We start from the raw sequence: 15,471 nt of genomic DNA on the forward strand, positions 1-15,471 counted from the left end.
GGATAAGTGCTCGTTCGAGATACTGCTATCGTCCGGTGCCGAGTGCGGCACTACGGGCGCGGGCATCTGAGCTGACGCCTGTTCCATCGCGAGGCTCGCTGCCTGCCCGCCGCCCCACCATCCGTAACACCAGTCCAGTGCCGAACCGCGGCTGCGCGCCGCGCCGACACAACGAGGTTGCCGTACCTATGCGCCACGCTGAAGGAGCTCGCGGTGAGTGCTGACCCGACGCAGGTTCTCGCCTTCGAGACCGACTGTCACATCTTCGACGGATGTGGCTTCCCGGCCCCGGGCCTGCACTCGTTCCTCTTCGAGCCGATCTTCGGTGACGCAGACAGCAGCTTCGGCTATTTCAACAAGACGATGCTGCTCGCCCTCCTGGGCACCGTCGTCATCGTCGGCTTCTTCTGGGCCGCGTTCCGCAAGCCGAAGCTGGTTCCGGGCAAGCTGCAGATGGTCGCCGAGGCCGGCTACGACTTCGTGCGCCGCGGGATCGTCTACGAGACCCTGGGCAAGAAGGAGGGCGAGAAGTACGTCCCCTTCATGGTGACGCTGTTCTTCTTCGTCTGGATGATGAACCTCTGGTCGATCATCCCGCTGGCCCAGTTCCCGGTGACCGCGATCATCGCGTACCCGGCCGGGCTCGCGCTGATCGTCTACGGCATCTGGATGTCGGTGACCTTCAAGCGTCACGGCTTCGTCGGCGGCTTCAAGAACATCACCGGCTACGACAAGTCCCTCGGCCCGGTCCTTCCGATGGTCATGGTCATCGAGTTCTTCTCGAACGTCCTGGTGCGCCCGTTCACCCACGCGGTCCGACTGTTCGCGAACATGTTCGCCGGTCACACCCTGCTGCTGCTGTTCACCATCGCCAGCTGGTACCTGCTGAACGGGATCGGCATCGCCTACGCGGGCGTGTCCTTCGTGATGGTCCTCGTGATGACGGCCTTCGAGCTCTTCATCCAGGCTGTTCAGGCCTACGTGTTCGTCCTCCTGGCCTGCAGCTTCATCCAGGGCGCGCTCGCCGAGCACCACTGATCGCCCTCCCCCAAGCCCTATTCGTCCGGTGGCCAACCCCCACCGGTCCGTGAAAGAGAAGGAAGAACTGGCATGTCCCAGACCCTTGCCGCTGTCTCTGGCTCCCTCGGTTCCATCGGTTACGGTCTCGCGGCCATCGGCCCGGGCGTCGGCGTCGGCATCATCTTCGGCAACGGCACCCAGGCGCTCGCCCGCCAGCCCGAGGCGGCCGGCATCATCCGCGCCAACCAGATCCTCGGCTTCGCCTTCTGTGAGGCGCTCGCCCTCATCGGTCTGGTCATGCCGTTCGTCTACGGCACCTGATCTACGGATCCCGATCAGCCCACTAGACGAAAGGCACTGATGTGAACCTCACGGTTCTCGCGGCCGAGGAAGTTCAGAGCCCCCTCATTCCGCCGCTCCCTGAGCTGGTCATCGGCCTTATCGCCTTCCTGATCGTCTTCGGCTTCCTCGCCAAGAAGCTCCTCCCGAACATCAACAAGGTTCTGGAAGAGCGCCGCGAGGCCATCGAAGGCGGTATCGAGAAGGCGGAAGCCGCTCAGACCGAGGCCCAGAGCGTGCTGGAGCAGTACAAGGCCCAGCTCGCCGAGGCGCGGCATGAGGCCGCTCGCCTGCGCCAGGACGCGCTGGAGCAGGGCACTGCGCTCAAGGAAGAACTGCGCGCAGAGGGCCAGCGGCAGCGTGAGGAGATCATCGCTGCCGGCCACGCCCAGATCGAGGCCGACCGCAAGGCCGCCTCGCAGGCACTGCGTCAGGACGTGGGCAAGCTCGCCACCGACCTGGCGGGCAAGCTCGTCGGTGAGTCCCTCGAGGACCACGCCCGGCAGAGCCGCACCATCGACCGGTTCCTCGACGAGCTCGAGGCGAAGGCCGAGGCCGCCCGATGAACGGAGCGAGCCGCGAGGCGCTGGGCGCCGCGCGCGAGCGTCTCGACGCGCTGACGGACAACACGTCCGTCGACGCGACGAAGCTCGCCGGCGAGCTGGCTGCCGTTACCGCGCTGCTCGACCGCGAGGTCTCGCTGCGTCGGGTCCTGACCGACCCGGCGCAGGCCGGCGAGGCCAAGGCCGAGCTCGCGAACCGGCTGCTCGGCAGCCAGGTCGGCGGGGAGACCCTCGACCTGGTGACGGGCATGGTCCGGTCCCGCTGGTCGCAGTCGCGTGACCTGGTGGATTCGCTGGAGGAGCTGGCGGACACCGCCGACCTCACGGCGGCCCAGGGCGCCGGCACGCTCGATGACGTCGAGGACGAGCTGTTCCGGTTCGGCCGGATCCTCGCCTCGAACACCGAGCTGCGGGCCGCGCTGACCGACAAGGCCGCGTCCGGCACCGCCAAGGGCGAGCTGCTCCGCAGCCTGCTCGGCGGCAAGGCCAACGCCACGACCGAGCGCCTGGTCGCCCGTCTCGTCACGCAGCCGCGTGGACGTAGCCTGGAAGCGGGGCTGGAGTCCCTTTCCAAGCTCGCCGCCGAGCGCCGCAACCGTGTGGTCGCCACCGTGACCACCGCGGTGCCGCTCAGCGACGTGCAGAAGCAGCGTCTCGGCGCGGTGCTGGCCAAGCTGTACGGCCGCGAGATGCACCTGAACCTCGACGTGGACCCCGAGGTCCTCGGCGGGATCACGGTGCGCGTCGGTGACGAGGTCATCGACGGCTCCATCGCGGAGCGCCTCGCCGAGGCGTCCCGTCGTATGGCCGGCTGACCAGCCACCAACTCAAGAAGCATTTGTCGACGGCCCGGTTGGGCCGTGCAGAACTTGCAGAAGATTCCTGGGGGTCACCCCCAGACCCCTAAGAAGCTTCAGGCCCAACAAGGAGAGCAGGGAACCCAGATGGCGGAGCTCACGATCCGGCCGGAGGAGATCCGGGACGCGCTGGAGAACTTTGTCCAGTCGTACAAGCCGGACGCGGCCTCGCGCGAGGAGGTCGGCACGGTCAGCCTTGCCGGCGACGGCATCGCGAAGGTGGAGGGCCTGCCCTCCGCCATGGCGAACGAGCTGCTGAAGTTCGAGGACGGCACCCTCGGTCTCGCCCTCAACCTCGAGGAGCGCGAGATCGGTGCGATCGTCCTCGGCGAGTTCAGCGGTATCGAGGAGGGCCAGCCGGTGCAGCGCACCGGTGAGGTTCTCTCCGTAGGCGTCGGCGAGGGCTACCTCGGCCGCGTTGTCGACCCGCTCGGCAACCCGATCGACGGCCTCGGCGAGATCGCGACCGAGGGCCGCCGCGCCCTCGAGCTGCAGGCCCCCGGCGTCATGGTCCGCAAGTCGGTCCACGAGCCGATGCAGACCGGCTACAAGGCCGTCGACGCGATGGTTCCGGTCGGCCGCGGCCAGCGCCAGCTGATCATCGGCGACCGTCAGACCGGCAAGACCGCTCTGGCCGTCGACACCATCATCAACCAGCGCGACAACTGGCGCTCGGGTGACGTGAACAAGCAGGTCCGCTGCATCTACGTCGCCATCGGCCAGAAGGGCTCCACCATCGCGTCCGTGCGCGGTGCCCTGGAGGAGGCCGGCGCGCTGGAGTACACGACCATCGTCGCCGCCCCGGCGTCCGACCCGGCCGGCTTCAAGTACCTGGCGCCCTACACCGGCTCCGCCATCGGTCAGCACTGGATGTACGCCGGCAAGCACGTCCTGATCATCTTCGACGACCTGTCGAAGCAGGCCGACGCCTACCGCGCCGTCTCGCTGCTGCTGCGCCGCCCGCCGGGCCGTGAGGCGTACCCGGGTGACGTCTTCTACCTGCACTCGCGTCTGCTGGAGCGCTGCGCCAAGCTCTCCGACGACATGGGCGCCGGCTCGATGACCGGTCTGCCGATCGTCGAGACCAAGGCCAACGACGTCTCGGCGTTCATCCCGACCAACGTCATCTCCATCACCGACGGCCAGTGCTTCCTGGAGTCCGACCTGTTCAACGCCGGCCAGCGTCCGGCCCTGAACGTCGGTATCTCGGTCTCCCGCGTCGGTGGCTCCGCCCAGCACAAGGCGATGAAGCAGGTTTCCGGCCGTCTCCGCGTGGACCTGGCCCAGTACCGTGAGCTGGAGGCGTTCGCCGCCTTCGGTTCCGACCTGGACGCCGCGTCGAAGAACGCCCTGGAGCGCGGCAAGCGCATGGTCGAGCTGCTGAAGCAGGGCCAGTACCAGCCGATGCCCGTCGAGGAGCAGGTCGTCTCCGTCTGGGCCGGCACCACCGGCAAGATGGACGACGTCCCGGTCGCCGACATCCGCCGCTTCGAGTCGGAGCTGCTGGAGAACCTGCGTCTGAACCGCAAGGACCTCCTGACCTCGATCCGCGAGGGCGGCAAGATGTCGGACGACACCCTGCAGTCCATCGCGGACGCGATCGCCGACTTCAAGAAGCAGTTCGAGACCTCGGACGGCAAGCTCCTGGGCGAGGACGCTCCGGCCGTCAACGTCTCCAAGTGACGACGGAAGGGACCTGACTCATGGGAGCCCAGCTCCGGGTCTACAAGCGTCGCATCCGATCCGTCACCGCGACCAAGAAGATCACCAAGGCGATGGAGATGATCGCCGCCTCGCGCATCGTCAAGGCGCAGCGCCAGGTGGCGGCCTCCACGCCGTACGCGACCGAGCTCACCCGTGCGGTGACCGCGGTGGCAACCGGTTCCAACACCAAGCACCCGCTGACGACCGAGGCTGACGCCCCGGCCCGCGCCGCGGTCCTGCTCGTCACGAGCGACCGCGGTCTGGCCGGCGGCTACTCCTCCAACGCCATCAAGGCGGCGGAGGGCCTCATCGAGCGGCTGCGCGGCGAGGGCAAGGAGGTCGACAGCTACATCGTCGGCCGCAAGGGTGTCGCCTACTACAGCTTCCGCGAGCGCAAGGTCGCGGACAGCTGGACCGGCTTCACCGACAGCCCGACCTACGCGGACGCGAAGAAGGTGGCGGCTCCGCTGATCGAGGCGGTCTCCAAGGAGACGGCCGACGGCGGTGTCGACGAGCTGCACATCGTCTACACGGAATTCGTGTCGATGATGACGCAGAACGCGGTGGACCAGCGGATGCTGCCGCTCAGCCTCTCGGAGACCTCCGAGGCTGACGCCGCGAAGGGCGAGATCCGTCCCCTCTTCGAGTTCGAGCCGTCGGCTGAGGACGTCCTCGACGCCCTGCTGCCGCGCTACGTCGAGAGCCGGATCTACAACGCGCTGCTGCAGGCGGCCGCTTCCGAGCACGCCGCCCGCCGGCGCGCGATGAAGTCGGCCACCGACAACGCCGGTGAGCTCATCAAGAGCCTCTCCCGGCTTGCCAACGCGGCCCGACAGGCCGAAATCACCCAGGAAATCAGCGAGATCGTCGGTGGCGCCAGCGCCCTGGCCGACGCGACCGCGGGGAGTGACAAGTAATGACGACCTCTGTTGAGACGGCTGCTGCCACGGGCCGCGTCGCCCGGGTCATCGGCCCGGTCGTCGACGTGGAGTTCCCCGTCGACGCGATGCCCGAGATCTACAACGCGCTGACCGTTCAGGTCGCCGACCCGGCCCAGGACGGCGCGCTGAAGACGCTGACCCTCGAGGTCGCGCAGCACCTCGGTGACGGCCTGGTCCGCACCATCTCCATGCAGCCCACCGACGGCCTGGTCCGCCAGGCCACGGTGACCGACACGGGCGCGGGCATCACCGTCCCGGTCGGCGACTTCACCAAGGGCAAGGTGTTCAACACCCTGGGTGAGGTGCTCAACTACCCGGAGGCCAACTCCGAGGTGACCGAGCGCTGGGCGATCCACCGCAAGGCCCCGAACTTCGACGAGCTCGAGTCGAAGACCGAGATGTTCGAGACCGGCGTCAAGGTCATCGACCTCCTCACCCCGTACGTCAAGGGTGGAAAGATCGGTCTGTTCGGTGGTGCCGGTGTCGGCAAGACCGTTCTGATCCAGGAAATGATCTACCGCGTCGCCAACAACCACGACGGTGTGTCGGTGTTCGCGGGTGTCGGTGAGCGTACCCGTGAGGGCAACGACCTCATCGAGGAGATGTCGGACTCCGGCGTTCTGGACAAGACCGCGCTGGTCTTCGGCCAGATGGACGAGCCCCCGGGCACCCGTCTGCGCGTCGCCCTGGCCGGTCTGACCATGGCGGAGTACTTCCGCGATGTTCAGAAGCAGGACGTGCTCTTCTTCATCGACAACATCTTCCGGTACACCCAGGCCGGTTCCGAGGTGTCGACCCTGCTCGGCCGTATGCCCTCCGCGGTGGGTTACCAGCCGAACCTGGCCGACGAGATGGGTCTCCTCCAGGAGCGCATCACCTCGACCCGTGGTCACTCGATCACCTCCATGCAGGCGATCTACGTCCCCGCCGACGACCTCACCGACCCGGCGCCGGCGACCACCTTCGCCCACCTCGACGCGACGACGGTTCTTTCCCGTCCGATCTCCGAGAAGGGCATCTACCCGGCCGTGGACCCGCTGGACTCCACGTCCCGGATCCTGGACCCGCGGTACATCGCCGCGGACCACTACTCGGCCGCGATGCGCGTCAAGGGAATCCTTCAGAAGTACAAGGACCTCCAGGACATCATCGCGATCCTCGGTATCGACGAGCTGGGCGAGGAGGACAAGCTCGTTGTCCACCGTGCCCGTCGTGTCGAGCGCTTCCTGTCCCAGAACACGCACGTCGCCAAGCAGTTCACCGGCGTCGACGGTTCGGACGTCCCGCTCGACGAGTCGATCGCCGCGTTCAACGCGATCTGCGACGGTGAGTACGACCACTTCCCCGAGCAGGCGTTCTTCATGTGCGGTGGCATCGAGGACCTGAAGGCCAACGCCAAGGAGCTGGGCGTCTCCTGATCTTGCTGATCCCTCCCAAAGGATCGCCAAGGATCACCGGAGAGGGGCGGGCGCGTCCCGTCCCTCTCCTCACGCCCATTAGAATTTGACCCAACACCCGGCAGACCTGCCGGGTGGTGACCCGAGGAGCCACCTTGGCTGCTGAGCTGCACGTCGAGCTGGTCGCGGCGGACCGGAGTGTCTGGTCCGGCGAGGCCACCCTGGTCGTCGCCCGCACCACGTCCGGCGACATCGGCGTCATGCCCGGTCACCAGCCGCTTCTCGGCGTGCTGGAATCGGGCCCGGTGACCATCCGTACCGCCGGTGGCGACACGGTCGTCGCCGCGGTGCACGGCGGATTCATCTCGTTCGCGGACAACAAGCTGTCCCTGCTGGCCGAGATCGCCGAGCTCGCGGACGAGATCGACGTCCAGCGGGCGGAGCGGGCACTGGAGCGCGCCAAGTCGGAGGCCGATGCGGCCGCCGAGCGGCGCGCCGATGTCCGGCTGCGCGCGGTCGCGGGGCACTGAGCCCTGCACCGAAGAGTGTGAAACCTCAGCCGCGGTCCGACCGGAGTTTTCCGGAGCGGGTCGCGGCTGAGGCGATGCAGCGCCTTGTCAGACTCTGTCTGGCGAAGGAATCGTCGAGTTCGAATGAGCGAGGAGGTCGGTGAAGATGCTCCTCGCTCTGCTTGTGAGCGGCCTGGTCGTAGCCCTGGTGGTGATCGGGCTCTTCGTGTTCGGGCTGCGCCGGCGGCTGATCCAGCGGTCCGGCGGTACGTTCGACTGTTCGCTCCGCTGGGGTGTCGCGGAGGAGCCGGACCTGTCCGGCAAGGGCTGGGTGTACGGGGTCGCCCGGTACAGCGGTGACCGCATCGAGTGGTTCCGTGTGTTCAGCTATTCGCCGAAGCCGCGCCGCCTGCTGGAGCGGGACTCCATCGAGGTGCTGGCCCGCCGTGCTCCGGAGGGCGAGGAGGAGCTGGCCCTGCTGTCCGACGCGGTCGTGCTCGGCTGTCTCCACCAGGGGACGCGCCTGGAGCTGGCGATGAGCGAGGACGCGCTGACCGGTTTCCTGGCCTGGCTGGAGGCGGCGCCTCCGGGACAACGGGTCAATGTGGCCTGAGGGCTTTCAAGACGTGAAGAAGCCGGGATGACGGGGGCGGCCCGTCATCCCGGCTTCGGTCGTTCCTACTGCAGTCCGCTGTGGACGGCGCCGGCCAGTTCCCCGTTGGCCGTGTCGCCGCTGAACTCCCAGTAGAAGGCTCCGCGCAGCCCCTGCTGCTTGGCCCAGCTCATCTTCCCGGCGATGGTGGCCGGGGTGTCGTAGCTCCACCAGTTGCTGCCGCACTTGGCGTAGGCGGTGCCGGCGACGGTGCCCGTGGCGGGGCAGCTGTTCTTGAGCACCTTGTAGTCCTCGATGCCCTGCTCGTACGTGCCCTGCGCCGGGCCGGTGGCGGTGCCGCCGGGGGCGGCCTGGGTGACGCCGGTCCAGCCGCGGCCGTAGAAGCCGATGCCCAGGTTGAGCTTGCTGCCCGGGACGCCCTTGGCCTTGAGCTTGGCGATGGCGTCGGCGGAGTTGAATCCGGCCTGCGGGATGCCGGCGTACGAGGTGAGCGGGGAGTGCGGGGCGGTCGGGCCCTGGGCGGCCCAGGCGCCGAAGAAGTCGTACGTCATGACGTTGTAGAAGTCCGTGTACGCGGCGGCGCCCGCGTAGTCCGCCTTGTCGATCTTCCCGCCGTCCGAGGCGTCGGCCGTGATGGCGGCGGTGACCAGGTTGTTCGCGCCGAACTTGGCGCGCATGGCCTGCATCATGTTCTTGAAGGCGGCCGCTCCCGAGGTGTCGCAGGTCAGGCCGCAGGCATTCGGGTACTCCCAGTCGAGGTCGATGCCGTCGAAGACGTCGGCCCAGCGCGGGTCCTCGACCAGGTTGTAGCAGGAGTTGGCGAAGGCGGCCGGGTTGGCCGCGGCCTGGCCGAAGCCGCCGGACCAGGTCCAGCCGCCGAAGGACCACAGCACCTTGATGTGCGGGTACTGCTTCTTCAGCTTGCGGAGCTGGTTGAAGTTGCCGCGGAGGCTCTGGTCCCAGGTGTCGGCGACGCCGTCGACGCTCTGGTCGGCGGTGTAGGCCTTGTCGTAGTCGGCGTAGGAGTCACCGATCGTGCACTGTCCGTTCTGGACGTTGCCGAAGGCGTAGTTGATGTGCGTGATCTTGCTCGCCGTACCCGAGGTGACCAGGTTCTTCACGTGGTAGTTGCGGCCGTAGACGCCCCAGTTGGTGAAGTAGCCGAGTTTGACCGGGCCGCCGGGGAGCGGCGGGTCGACGACGCCGCCGGGGGTGGTGACCGACAGGGTGCCGGAGGCGGGGCCGGTCTGGTCGGCGGTGTCCCGGGCGATGACGTGGTAGCTGTAGGCGGTGCCCTTGGTCAGGCCGGTCTCGGCGCGGGAGGTGCCGGTGACCGTGGCGACCTTGCTGCCGTTGCGGTAGACGTCGTAGTTCTTGACGCCCTTGTCGTCGGTGGCGGCTGCCCAGTTCAGGGTCAGGGAGGTCTCGGTGACGCTGGAGGCGGTGGGGGTGCCGGGGGCGGACGGGGGAGCGTCGCCGGGCTGGGTGCCGCCGTCGCAGGAGGCTCCGTTGATCTTGCATCCGGAGGGGGCGCCGGGGCCCGCGCCGTTGAAGCCGAAGCTGATGCTGGCACCGGGGGAGAGGGTGCCGTTCCAGCCGACGTTCTTGCCGGTCCAGTGGTTGCCGGAGTTGGTGACGGTGGCGTCCCAGGCCGAGGTGACCCGGGTGTCGGAGGGATAGTCCCACTCGACGGCCCAGCTGTTGATGGTGGCGGTGCCGGTGTTCTTGATCGTCCACTTGCCCTCGAAGCCGGATCCCCAGTCGGAGACCTTGGTGTAGGTGGCGGTCGCGGAGGTCGCGGCCTGGGCGGGGGAGGCCAGGGCGACGAGTCCGGCGACGGGAAGGGCGAAGGCGGCGACGGTCGCCGCCACCTGGGACAGGATTCGGGTGCGGGTGCGTGGGGGGGATGCTGCGCTCAAGGGTGCTCCTCCGTAGGTCCGCCGCTGCCGGAGTCCGGCAGCGGCTTGGGGGTGGGACCTGCGCCGCCCGTGAGCGCGCCAGGGGCACTTTTGTCATGGTGCGCTCACCGCAGTATGGGCGTGAGCGTAGAAAGGTCTGTACCAACCGTCAAGAGGTCTGGACCAACTGTGTGTTCTGTCCTCTACAGCCCCAACTCCTGTGCCAGAACGGCTGCTTGGACCCGGCTCTTCAGTTCCAGCTTCCCCAGCAGACGGCTGACGTGGGTCTTCACCGTCGCCTCTGCCATCTCCAGCCGCACCGCGATCTCCGCGTTCGACAGGCCCTCACCCAGACAGGACAGGACCTCCCGCTCCCGCCGGGTCAGCGTCTCCACGGCCGCGCCCCGCCGCGGGTCGGCCGGGGCGGGTGCCGGGCGTCCGGCGCGCGGCGCCGCGAACTCCGCGATCAGCCGCCGGGTCACCGCCGGGGCGATCAGCCCCTCCCCGCGGGCGACCGTACGGACCGCCTCGATCAGCTCCCGGGCCTCCGCGTTCTTCAGCAGGAAGCCCGCCGCGCCCGCGCGCAGCGCCCCGAACACGTACTCGTCCAGGTCGAAGGTGGTCAGCACCAGTACGTCGGCCAGCCCCTCCGACACCACCCGCGCCGTCGCGGCGACCCCGTCCAGCCTCGGCATCTGGACGTCCATCAGGACCAGGTCCGGCCGCAGCTCCCGGGCCAGCCGGACCGCCTCCTCGCCGTCCGCCGCCTCGCCCACGACCTCGATGTCGCCCGCGCTGCGGAGGATCAGCACCAGCCCGGCCCGTACCGCTGACTGGTCCTCGGCCACCAGCACCCTGATCGTCACGCCTCCACCGCCTTCTCCTCGGCGGGCAGCGCCGCCCGCACCCGCCACACCGTCGCCCCGGCCCCGCCGGGGACACCACCGGCGGCCGGGCCCGCCCCGAACTCCCCGCCCAGCAGCTCCGCCCGCTCCCGCATGCCGACCAGCCCGGCCCCCGAGCCGGGCGCCCGCGGGCCCGTCCGCTCCCCGTACGGACTGTCCACCCGTACGGTCAGCAGCCCGTCCGAACGGTCCACCCGGACCCGGACCGTCCCGGGCACCGCGTGCTTGAGCGCGTTCGTCACGGACTCCTGCACGATCCTGTACGCGGCCAGCTCCACCGGCGCCGGCAGCGGTTCCCCGCCGGGCGGCCGGCCGTCCTCCAGGACGAAGTCCAGCCCGCTCGCCGAGCCGGTCGTGCGCGCCTGCGCCAGGAGCGCCTCCAGCCCGGCCAGCGAGGGCACCGCCACCGGCTCCTGCTCCGCCCCCGCCTCCCGCAGCAGCCCGATCAGCCGGCGCATCTCCGACAGCCCCTGCACGCTGTTCTCCCGGATCACGCCCAGGGCCTCCCGGCTGGTGCCGGCGTCGTCGATGGAGAGCGCGGCGGTGGAGTGGATGGCGATGGCGGAAAGGTGGTTGGCCACCATGTCGTGCAGCTCCCGGGCCATCCGGGCGCGCTCGGCCACGATGGCCGACTTGCGGTCCATTTCGGCCAGCAGGGCGGTCTGCTCGGCCCGCAGCCGGGCCGCCTCCGCGGCCTCGCGGTGGTTGCGGACCGAGGCCCCGGTGAGGGCCGGGCCGAAGCACACGATGCCGGTGATCACGCCGATCAGGACCGAGTCCGGAGTGCGCAGCCAGGCTACCGAGAGGAGGGTGACCGCGACGGTGATCAGCCCGGTGGTCACCGGCAGACGGCGGGCCATCGCGGGATGCCCGTAGACCACGGCTGCGTACATCACGTCCGTGAACATGAAGACGGTGGCGAGGTTCCCCACGGTGATCTGGTCCGCGATCAGCGCGACGGTCCCGATGAAGAGCGCGGGCTGCGGGGCGGTCCGCCGGAACAGCTCCAGCACGCCCATCACCGCCAGGGGCAGCAGGGCCACCCACGCGGGCAGCAGCTCCCGGAAGGGAGTGGTGTACAGCCCGAGCGACCACAGTGCCAGACCGGACAGCACGCTGATCACGGCGATCATGACGTCGTGTGGATGGGGGGCGAACCGAGGCTGTCTCACGGCACCATCCAACACGGTGCGGGCGGCCCCGGCGTCGACGCCGGAGGTGAAACCGCAGTACATCGAAGGATGCAGTGGAAGGTCGTCTCCGCAGACGACGAATCCGGCCGGACCCGGCGCGAACCTTGAGGAGTACCTCACCGGGTATCCACTCCACCGATCCGAACGGAGACACCGCCGTGATCGTCGCGCTGATCATCGCCTGCGAGGTCGGCTTCTGGGTGCTGCTGGCCGCCGGCCTCGCCCTGCGCTACCTCGCCGGGAAACGCCGGCTGGGCGCGGCGGTCCTGCTGGTCGAGCCGCTGCTCGAACTCGTGCTGCTGATCGTCACCACCCTGGACCTGAAGAACGGCGCCGAGCCCGACTGGACGCACGGCCTGGCCGCCCTCTACATCGGCTACACCGTCGCCTTCGGGCACTACACGATCAAGTGGCTGGATGCCCATGCGGCGTACCGCTTCGCCGGGGGCCCGAAGCCGCCCGGTGCCGGCCACGGAAAGGCCCGGGCCGTCCACGAGTGGAAGCTCTGGCTGCGCACCCTGGCCGCCGCCGCGGTCGCCCTCGCCCTGCTCCAGGCCGCCATCCTGTACGTCGGCGACGCCGGCGACACCGGCTCGCTGGAGTCCTGGCAGTTCGCCGCCCTCAGGGTCCTGGGCATCCACGCCCTGGTCGCCGCCGCCTACACGATCTGGCCGAAAAAGGCCCCTGTGTCGGCCCCGGCCGAGTCCGAGCGGGTCCGCTGACCCAGGCCCTTCGGATCCGTCGCGTGTGTACACGCTGCTGGGTACACTCCGGGTATGGATGAATCGGTGTCGGTACGCGAAGCCCGTGCGAACCTCGCGAAGCTGCTCGACCAGGCCGAGGAAGGCGAGGCCACCGTCATCACCCGCGCCGGCGCCCCGGTGGCCGCCATCGTGCCCATCGAGGAGTACGAGGCGCTGGAGGAGGCGGCGGACGAACTCCTCGCCCGCCAGGCCCTGCGGACCCTGGCCGAGGAGGCCGACGAGCCCCGGGCCTCGCTGGCGGACGTGCTCGCCGACCTGTTCGGGCCCTCCGCGTCGGACGTCGCGTGAAGTACGCCTTCGAGTTCACGGCCACGGCGCGGAGGCAGCTGCGCGGCATCGACCAGCCGACCGCACTGCGCCTCCTGCACGCCCTGAGCCTGCTCGGTGACGACCCGTACCGCGAGCACCCGGACGTCAGGAAGTTCACTGGTCACGAAGCGCTCCACCGGCTGCGCGTGGGCGCCTGCCGGATCGCCTACACCGTCGACAACGGCAAACTGATCATCCTCGTCGTCCAGGTCGGGTACCGCCGGGAGATCTACCGCCGGGTCTGAGCCCGGATGGGTCAGCGGTCGCCGCCCGGGACCCACAGGACGTCGCCGACCTCCTTGTTGGCCGTGCGGGCCAGGATGAAGAGGAGGTCGGAAAGGCGGTTCAGGTAGGTCGCGGTGAGCGGGTTCATCGTCTCGCCGTGCACCTCCAGCGCCGCCCAGGTGGAGCGCTCGGCTCGGCGGACCACCGTGCACGCCTGGTGCAGCAGGGCCGCTCCCGGGGTGCCGCCCGGCAGGATGAAGCTCCGCAGCTTCTCCAGCTGCTCGTTGAAGCGGTCGCAGTCCGCCTCCAGCTTGTCGACGTAGAACTGCTCCACCCGCAGCGGCGGGTACTCCGGGTCCTCCACCACCGGGGTGCACAGGTCCGCGCCCACGTCGAACAGGTCGTTCTGGATCCGGACCAGGACCTTCACGACCTCCTCGGGCAGCGCGCCCAGCGCGATCGCCGTCCCGATCGCCGCGTTGGCCTCGTTGGCGTCGGCGTACGCGGAGATCCGCAGGTCCGTCTTGGCCGTGCGGCTCATGTCGCCGAGCGCGGTCGTGCCCTTGTCGCCGGTACGGGTGTAGATGCGCGTGAGGTTCACCATGCCGCCAGCGTATGCCCTGGCCGGGCGGGCCCACGGAGTGAAGTCCCGGGCGCGGGCGGGGTGCTGGGCCGGACCGGTGTGATGTCCGTCATCTGAGACGTGACGCGTGTTACTTCCCGGTCACACGGCGGCCCGCGAGCGCTACTCTCCGCCGGAGACCTACGAGAAACCAGGGGTGTGCAGTGGCTGGGAAGCTCGCCGTCATCGGTGCCGGCTTGATGGGTTCCGGGATCGCTCAGGTGTCCGCGCAGGCGGGCTGGGACGTCGTTCTGCGCGATGTCACCGACGCCGCCCTGACCCGCGGGACCGACGGCATCAAGGCGTCGTACGACCGGTTCGTGGCCAAGGGGAAGCTCTCCGCCGAGGACGCCGGTGCGGCGCTCGGCCGGATCACCACGACCACCGAGCTGGAGGCCGTCGCCGACGCCGACATCGTCGTCGAGGCCGTCTTCGAGAAGCTCGAGGTCAAGCACGAGATCTTCCGCGCCCTCGACAAGCTGGTCCGCGACGACGCCGTCCTCGCCTCCAACACCTCCGCCATCCCGATCACCAAGATCGCGGCCGTGACGGAGCGCCCGGAGCGGGTCGTCGGCGCGCACTTCTTCTCCCCGGTCCCGATGATGCAGCTCTGCGAGCTGGTCCGCGGCTACAAGACGAGCGACGAGACCCTCGCCACCACCCGCGCCTTCGCCGAGTCCGTCGGCAAGACCTGCATCGTGGTCAACCGCGACGTGGCCGGCTTCGTGACGACCCGTCTGATCTCCGCCCTGGTCGTGGAAGCGGCGAAGCTGTACGAATCGGGCGTGGCGTCCGCCGAGGACATCGACATCGCGTGCAAGCTGGGCTTCGGGCACGCGATGGGCCCCCTGGCCACCGCCGACCTGACGGGCGTGGACATCCTGCTGCACGCCACCAGCAACATCTACACCGAATCCCAGGACGAGAAGTTCGCGCCGCCGGAGCTCATGCGCCGCATGGTCGACGCGGGCGACATCGGCCGCAAGAGCGGGCAGGGCTTCTACAAGCACTGAGCGCTCACCGCGCACCCGTAAACCAGTTGGAACCTGTCGATAGCGGCCGATACCTTTCTCACCCCCACGGGTGAATTTGGTATCGGTTCGCTCACGGTCGGCAACTTCCCTGCCCGCGCGGCAGTCAGTTGCAGTGAGAGTTGCACGCCTACGCAGTCCTTGCCGGGGAGCACATATGCACATCAGGGGCGACCACGCCGAACTCGCTGTCGGGGGCCGCCTCGACGTGCGCAGCGCGGCGGACGCCCGTTCGGCCCTCCACACCGCCCTCGACGACGGCGCCGGTGACCTCGTCCTCGACCTCACCGGACTCGACTCCTGGGACGCGACCGGCCTCGGCGTCATCATGGGCGCGCACCGTCGGGCCGGCCGGACCGGACGGCGGCTGGTGCTCCGCGGGGTTCCGCCGCAGATGCAGCGTCTGCTGGTCGCGACCCGGCTGCACCGGATCCTCGCCATCGAAGGCGGCCTGGAGGCGGAGTCCCTGCCCCGGGTGTGATCCCCCGGCGGTGGATCCGGTGCTGAACCGGAGCGTGCGGCCCCGTTTCTGTGCGTGCAGACCGGGTGAAACGTAACGGTCCGGTGGTGATGGGCCCCCT

General features: G+C 69.1%; 18 protein-coding genes. 14 read left to right on the forward strand and 4 right to left on the reverse strand.

Going from position 1 to position 15,471, the window contains the following annotated elements:
* Nucleotides 1-198 precede the first annotated feature (198 nt).
* The 9 genes from atpB to ACGFQ9_RS20095 all read left to right on the forward strand — a co-directional run bounded on the left by atpB (nt 199) and on the right by ACGFQ9_RS20095 (nt 7,943).
* The gene (gene atpB / locus ACGFQ9_RS20055; protein WP_393575390.1) at nt 199-1,038 is read left to right on the forward strand and encodes a F0F1 ATP synthase subunit A; all 840 of its coding nucleotides are present in this window, start codon (nt 199-201) and stop codon (nt 1,036-1,038) included.
* 72 nt (nt 1,039-1,110) lie between these two features.
* The gene (locus ACGFQ9_RS20060; protein WP_393575261.1) at nt 1,111-1,341 is read left to right on the forward strand and encodes a F0F1 ATP synthase subunit C; all 231 of its coding nucleotides are present in this window, start codon (nt 1,111-1,113) and stop codon (nt 1,339-1,341) included.
* 41 nt (nt 1,342-1,382) lie between these two features.
* Nucleotides 1,383-1,925 carry a F0F1 ATP synthase subunit B gene (locus ACGFQ9_RS20065; RefSeq protein ID WP_393575263.1) on the forward strand — a complete coding sequence of 181 codons (543 nt, stop codon included), beginning with the start codon at nt 1,383-1,385 and terminating at the stop codon, nt 1,923-1,925.
* Complete coding sequence (locus tag ACGFQ9_RS20070) at nt 1,922-2,737, forward strand: F0F1 ATP synthase subunit delta (protein ID WP_393575265.1); 816 nt, start codon at nt 1,922-1,924, stop codon at nt 2,735-2,737. The genes ACGFQ9_RS20065 and ACGFQ9_RS20070 overlap by 4 nt, the downstream gene beginning before the upstream one ends.
* 129 nt (nt 2,738-2,866) lie before the next feature.
* Complete coding sequence (atpA, locus tag ACGFQ9_RS20075; RefSeq protein ID WP_393575267.1) at nt 2,867-4,462, forward strand: F0F1 ATP synthase subunit alpha; 1,596 nt, start codon at nt 2,867-2,869, stop codon at nt 4,460-4,462.
* A 20-nt stretch (nt 4,463-4,482) separates the two neighbouring features.
* On the forward strand, nt 4,483-5,400 hold the full coding sequence (locus ACGFQ9_RS20080; protein WP_393575269.1) for a F0F1 ATP synthase subunit gamma: 918 nt from the start codon (nt 4,483-4,485) through the stop codon (nt 5,398-5,400).
* On the forward strand, nt 5,400-6,842 hold the full coding sequence (atpD, locus tag ACGFQ9_RS20085; protein WP_393575270.1) for a F0F1 ATP synthase subunit beta: 1,443 nt from the start codon (nt 5,400-5,402) through the stop codon (nt 6,840-6,842). The genes ACGFQ9_RS20080 and atpD overlap by 1 nt, the downstream gene beginning before the upstream one ends.
* A 134-nt stretch (nt 6,843-6,976) precedes the next feature.
* Nucleotides 6,977-7,351, forward strand: coding sequence for a F0F1 ATP synthase subunit epsilon (locus tag ACGFQ9_RS20090; RefSeq protein WP_393575271.1), 375 nt, complete (start codon nt 6,977-6,979; stop codon nt 7,349-7,351).
* Between the two features lie 145 nt (nt 7,352-7,496).
* Nucleotides 7,497-7,943, forward strand: coding sequence for a DUF2550 domain-containing protein (locus ACGFQ9_RS20095; RefSeq protein WP_393575273.1), 447 nt, complete (start codon nt 7,497-7,499; stop codon nt 7,941-7,943).
* 65 nt (nt 7,944-8,008) lie between these two features.
* On the opposite strand, the gene ACGFQ9_RS20100 is transcribed toward ACGFQ9_RS20095, so the two are convergent.
* The 3 genes from ACGFQ9_RS20100 to ACGFQ9_RS20110 all read right to left on the reverse strand — a co-directional run bounded on the left by ACGFQ9_RS20100 (nt 8,009) and on the right by ACGFQ9_RS20110 (nt 11,879).
* Nucleotides 8,009-9,814: a glycosyl hydrolase family 18 protein gene (locus ACGFQ9_RS20100; RefSeq protein WP_393575391.1), complete on the reverse strand. Its 1,806-nt coding sequence runs from the start codon at nt 9,812-9,814 to the stop codon at nt 8,009-8,011.
* Between the two features lie 230 nt (nt 9,815-10,044).
* A complete protein-coding gene (locus ACGFQ9_RS20105) occupies nt 10,045-10,707 on the reverse strand; it encodes a response regulator (protein ID WP_393575275.1) in 663 nt (220 codons plus the stop codon).
* Nucleotides 10,704-11,879 (reverse strand): sensor histidine kinase, encoded by a 1,176-nt coding sequence (locus ACGFQ9_RS20110; RefSeq protein ID WP_393575393.1) that lies wholly within the window; start codon nt 11,877-11,879, stop codon nt 10,704-10,706. The genes ACGFQ9_RS20105 and ACGFQ9_RS20110 overlap by 4 nt, the downstream gene beginning before the upstream one ends.
* A gap of 218 nt (nt 11,880-12,097) precedes the next feature.
* On the opposite strand from ACGFQ9_RS20110, the gene ACGFQ9_RS20115 reads away from it, so the two are divergent.
* The 3 genes from ACGFQ9_RS20115 to ACGFQ9_RS20125 are packed head-to-tail and all read left to right on the forward strand — an operon-like array spanning nt 12,098 to nt 13,257.
* On the forward strand, nt 12,098-12,661 hold the full coding sequence (locus ACGFQ9_RS20115) for a hypothetical protein (RefSeq protein ID WP_393575277.1): 564 nt from the start codon (nt 12,098-12,100) through the stop codon (nt 12,659-12,661).
* Nucleotides 12,662-12,715: 54 nt separating this feature from the next.
* On the forward strand, nt 12,716-12,991 hold the full coding sequence (locus ACGFQ9_RS20120) for a type II toxin-antitoxin system Phd/YefM family antitoxin (RefSeq protein ID WP_393575279.1): 276 nt from the start codon (nt 12,716-12,718) through the stop codon (nt 12,989-12,991).
* Complete coding sequence (locus ACGFQ9_RS20125; protein ID WP_393575280.1) at nt 12,988-13,257, forward strand: type II toxin-antitoxin system RelE/ParE family toxin; 270 nt, start codon at nt 12,988-12,990, stop codon at nt 13,255-13,257. Before ACGFQ9_RS20120 ends, ACGFQ9_RS20125 begins: the two co-directional genes overlap by 4 nt.
* Nucleotides 13,258-13,268: 11 nt before the next feature.
* Here ACGFQ9_RS20125 and ACGFQ9_RS20130 read toward each other — a convergent pair whose 3' ends face one another.
* On the reverse strand, nt 13,269-13,841 hold the full coding sequence (locus tag ACGFQ9_RS20130; protein ID WP_393575281.1) for a cob(I)yrinic acid a,c-diamide adenosyltransferase: 573 nt from the start codon (nt 13,839-13,841) through the stop codon (nt 13,269-13,271).
* A gap of 182 nt (nt 13,842-14,023) precedes the next feature.
* On the opposite strand from ACGFQ9_RS20130, the gene ACGFQ9_RS20135 reads away from it, so the two are divergent.
* Together ACGFQ9_RS20135 and ACGFQ9_RS20140 are read left to right on the forward strand one after the other, a co-directional pair.
* Complete coding sequence (locus ACGFQ9_RS20135) at nt 14,024-14,872, forward strand: 3-hydroxyacyl-CoA dehydrogenase family protein (protein WP_393575283.1); 849 nt, start codon at nt 14,024-14,026, stop codon at nt 14,870-14,872.
* 175 nt (nt 14,873-15,047) lie between these two features.
* On the forward strand, nt 15,048-15,371 hold the full coding sequence (locus ACGFQ9_RS20140) for an STAS domain-containing protein (protein ID WP_393575284.1): 324 nt from the start codon (nt 15,048-15,050) through the stop codon (nt 15,369-15,371).
* Nucleotides 15,372-15,471: the final 100 nt, after the last annotated feature.

The organism is Streptomyces sp. NPDC048603 (genome assembly GCF_043199475.1).
In the GTDB taxonomy this organism is placed as follows: domain Bacteria; phylum Actinomycetota; class Actinomycetes; order Streptomycetales; family Streptomycetaceae; genus Streptomyces.

Excerpts from the sequence above, each read along its gene's own strand:
- ACGFQ9_RS20060 (WP_393575261.1), top strand. The coding sequence starts at position 1,111 with ATGTCCCAGACCCTTGCCGCTGTCTCTGGCTCCCTCGGTTCCATCGGT.
- ACGFQ9_RS20070 (WP_393575265.1), top strand. The coding sequence starts at position 1,922 with ATGAACGGAGCGAGCCGCGAGGCGCTGGGCGCCGCGCGCGAGCGTCTC.
- atpA (WP_393575267.1), top strand. The coding sequence starts at position 2,867 with ATGGCGGAGCTCACGATCCGGCCGGAGGAGATCCGGGACGCGCTGGAG.
- ACGFQ9_RS20080 (WP_393575269.1), top strand. The coding sequence starts at position 4,483 with ATGGGAGCCCAGCTCCGGGTCTACAAGCGTCGCATCCGATCCGTCACC.
- atpD (WP_393575270.1), top strand. The coding sequence starts at position 5,400 with ATGACGACCTCTGTTGAGACGGCTGCTGCCACGGGCCGCGTCGCCCGG.
- ACGFQ9_RS20095 (WP_393575273.1), top strand. The coding sequence starts at position 7,497 with ATGCTCCTCGCTCTGCTTGTGAGCGGCCTGGTCGTAGCCCTGGTGGTG.
- ACGFQ9_RS20110 (WP_393575393.1), bottom strand. The coding sequence starts at position 11,879 with ATGATCGCCGTGATCAGCGTGCTGTCCGGTCTGGCACTGTGGTCGCTC.
- ACGFQ9_RS20120 (WP_393575279.1), top strand. The coding sequence starts at position 12,716 with ATGGATGAATCGGTGTCGGTACGCGAAGCCCGTGCGAACCTCGCGAAG.
- ACGFQ9_RS20130 (WP_393575281.1), bottom strand. The coding sequence starts at position 13,841 with ATGGTGAACCTCACGCGCATCTACACCCGTACCGGCGACAAGGGCACG.
- ACGFQ9_RS20140 (WP_393575284.1), top strand. The coding sequence starts at position 15,048 with ATGCACATCAGGGGCGACCACGCCGAACTCGCTGTCGGGGGCCGCCTC.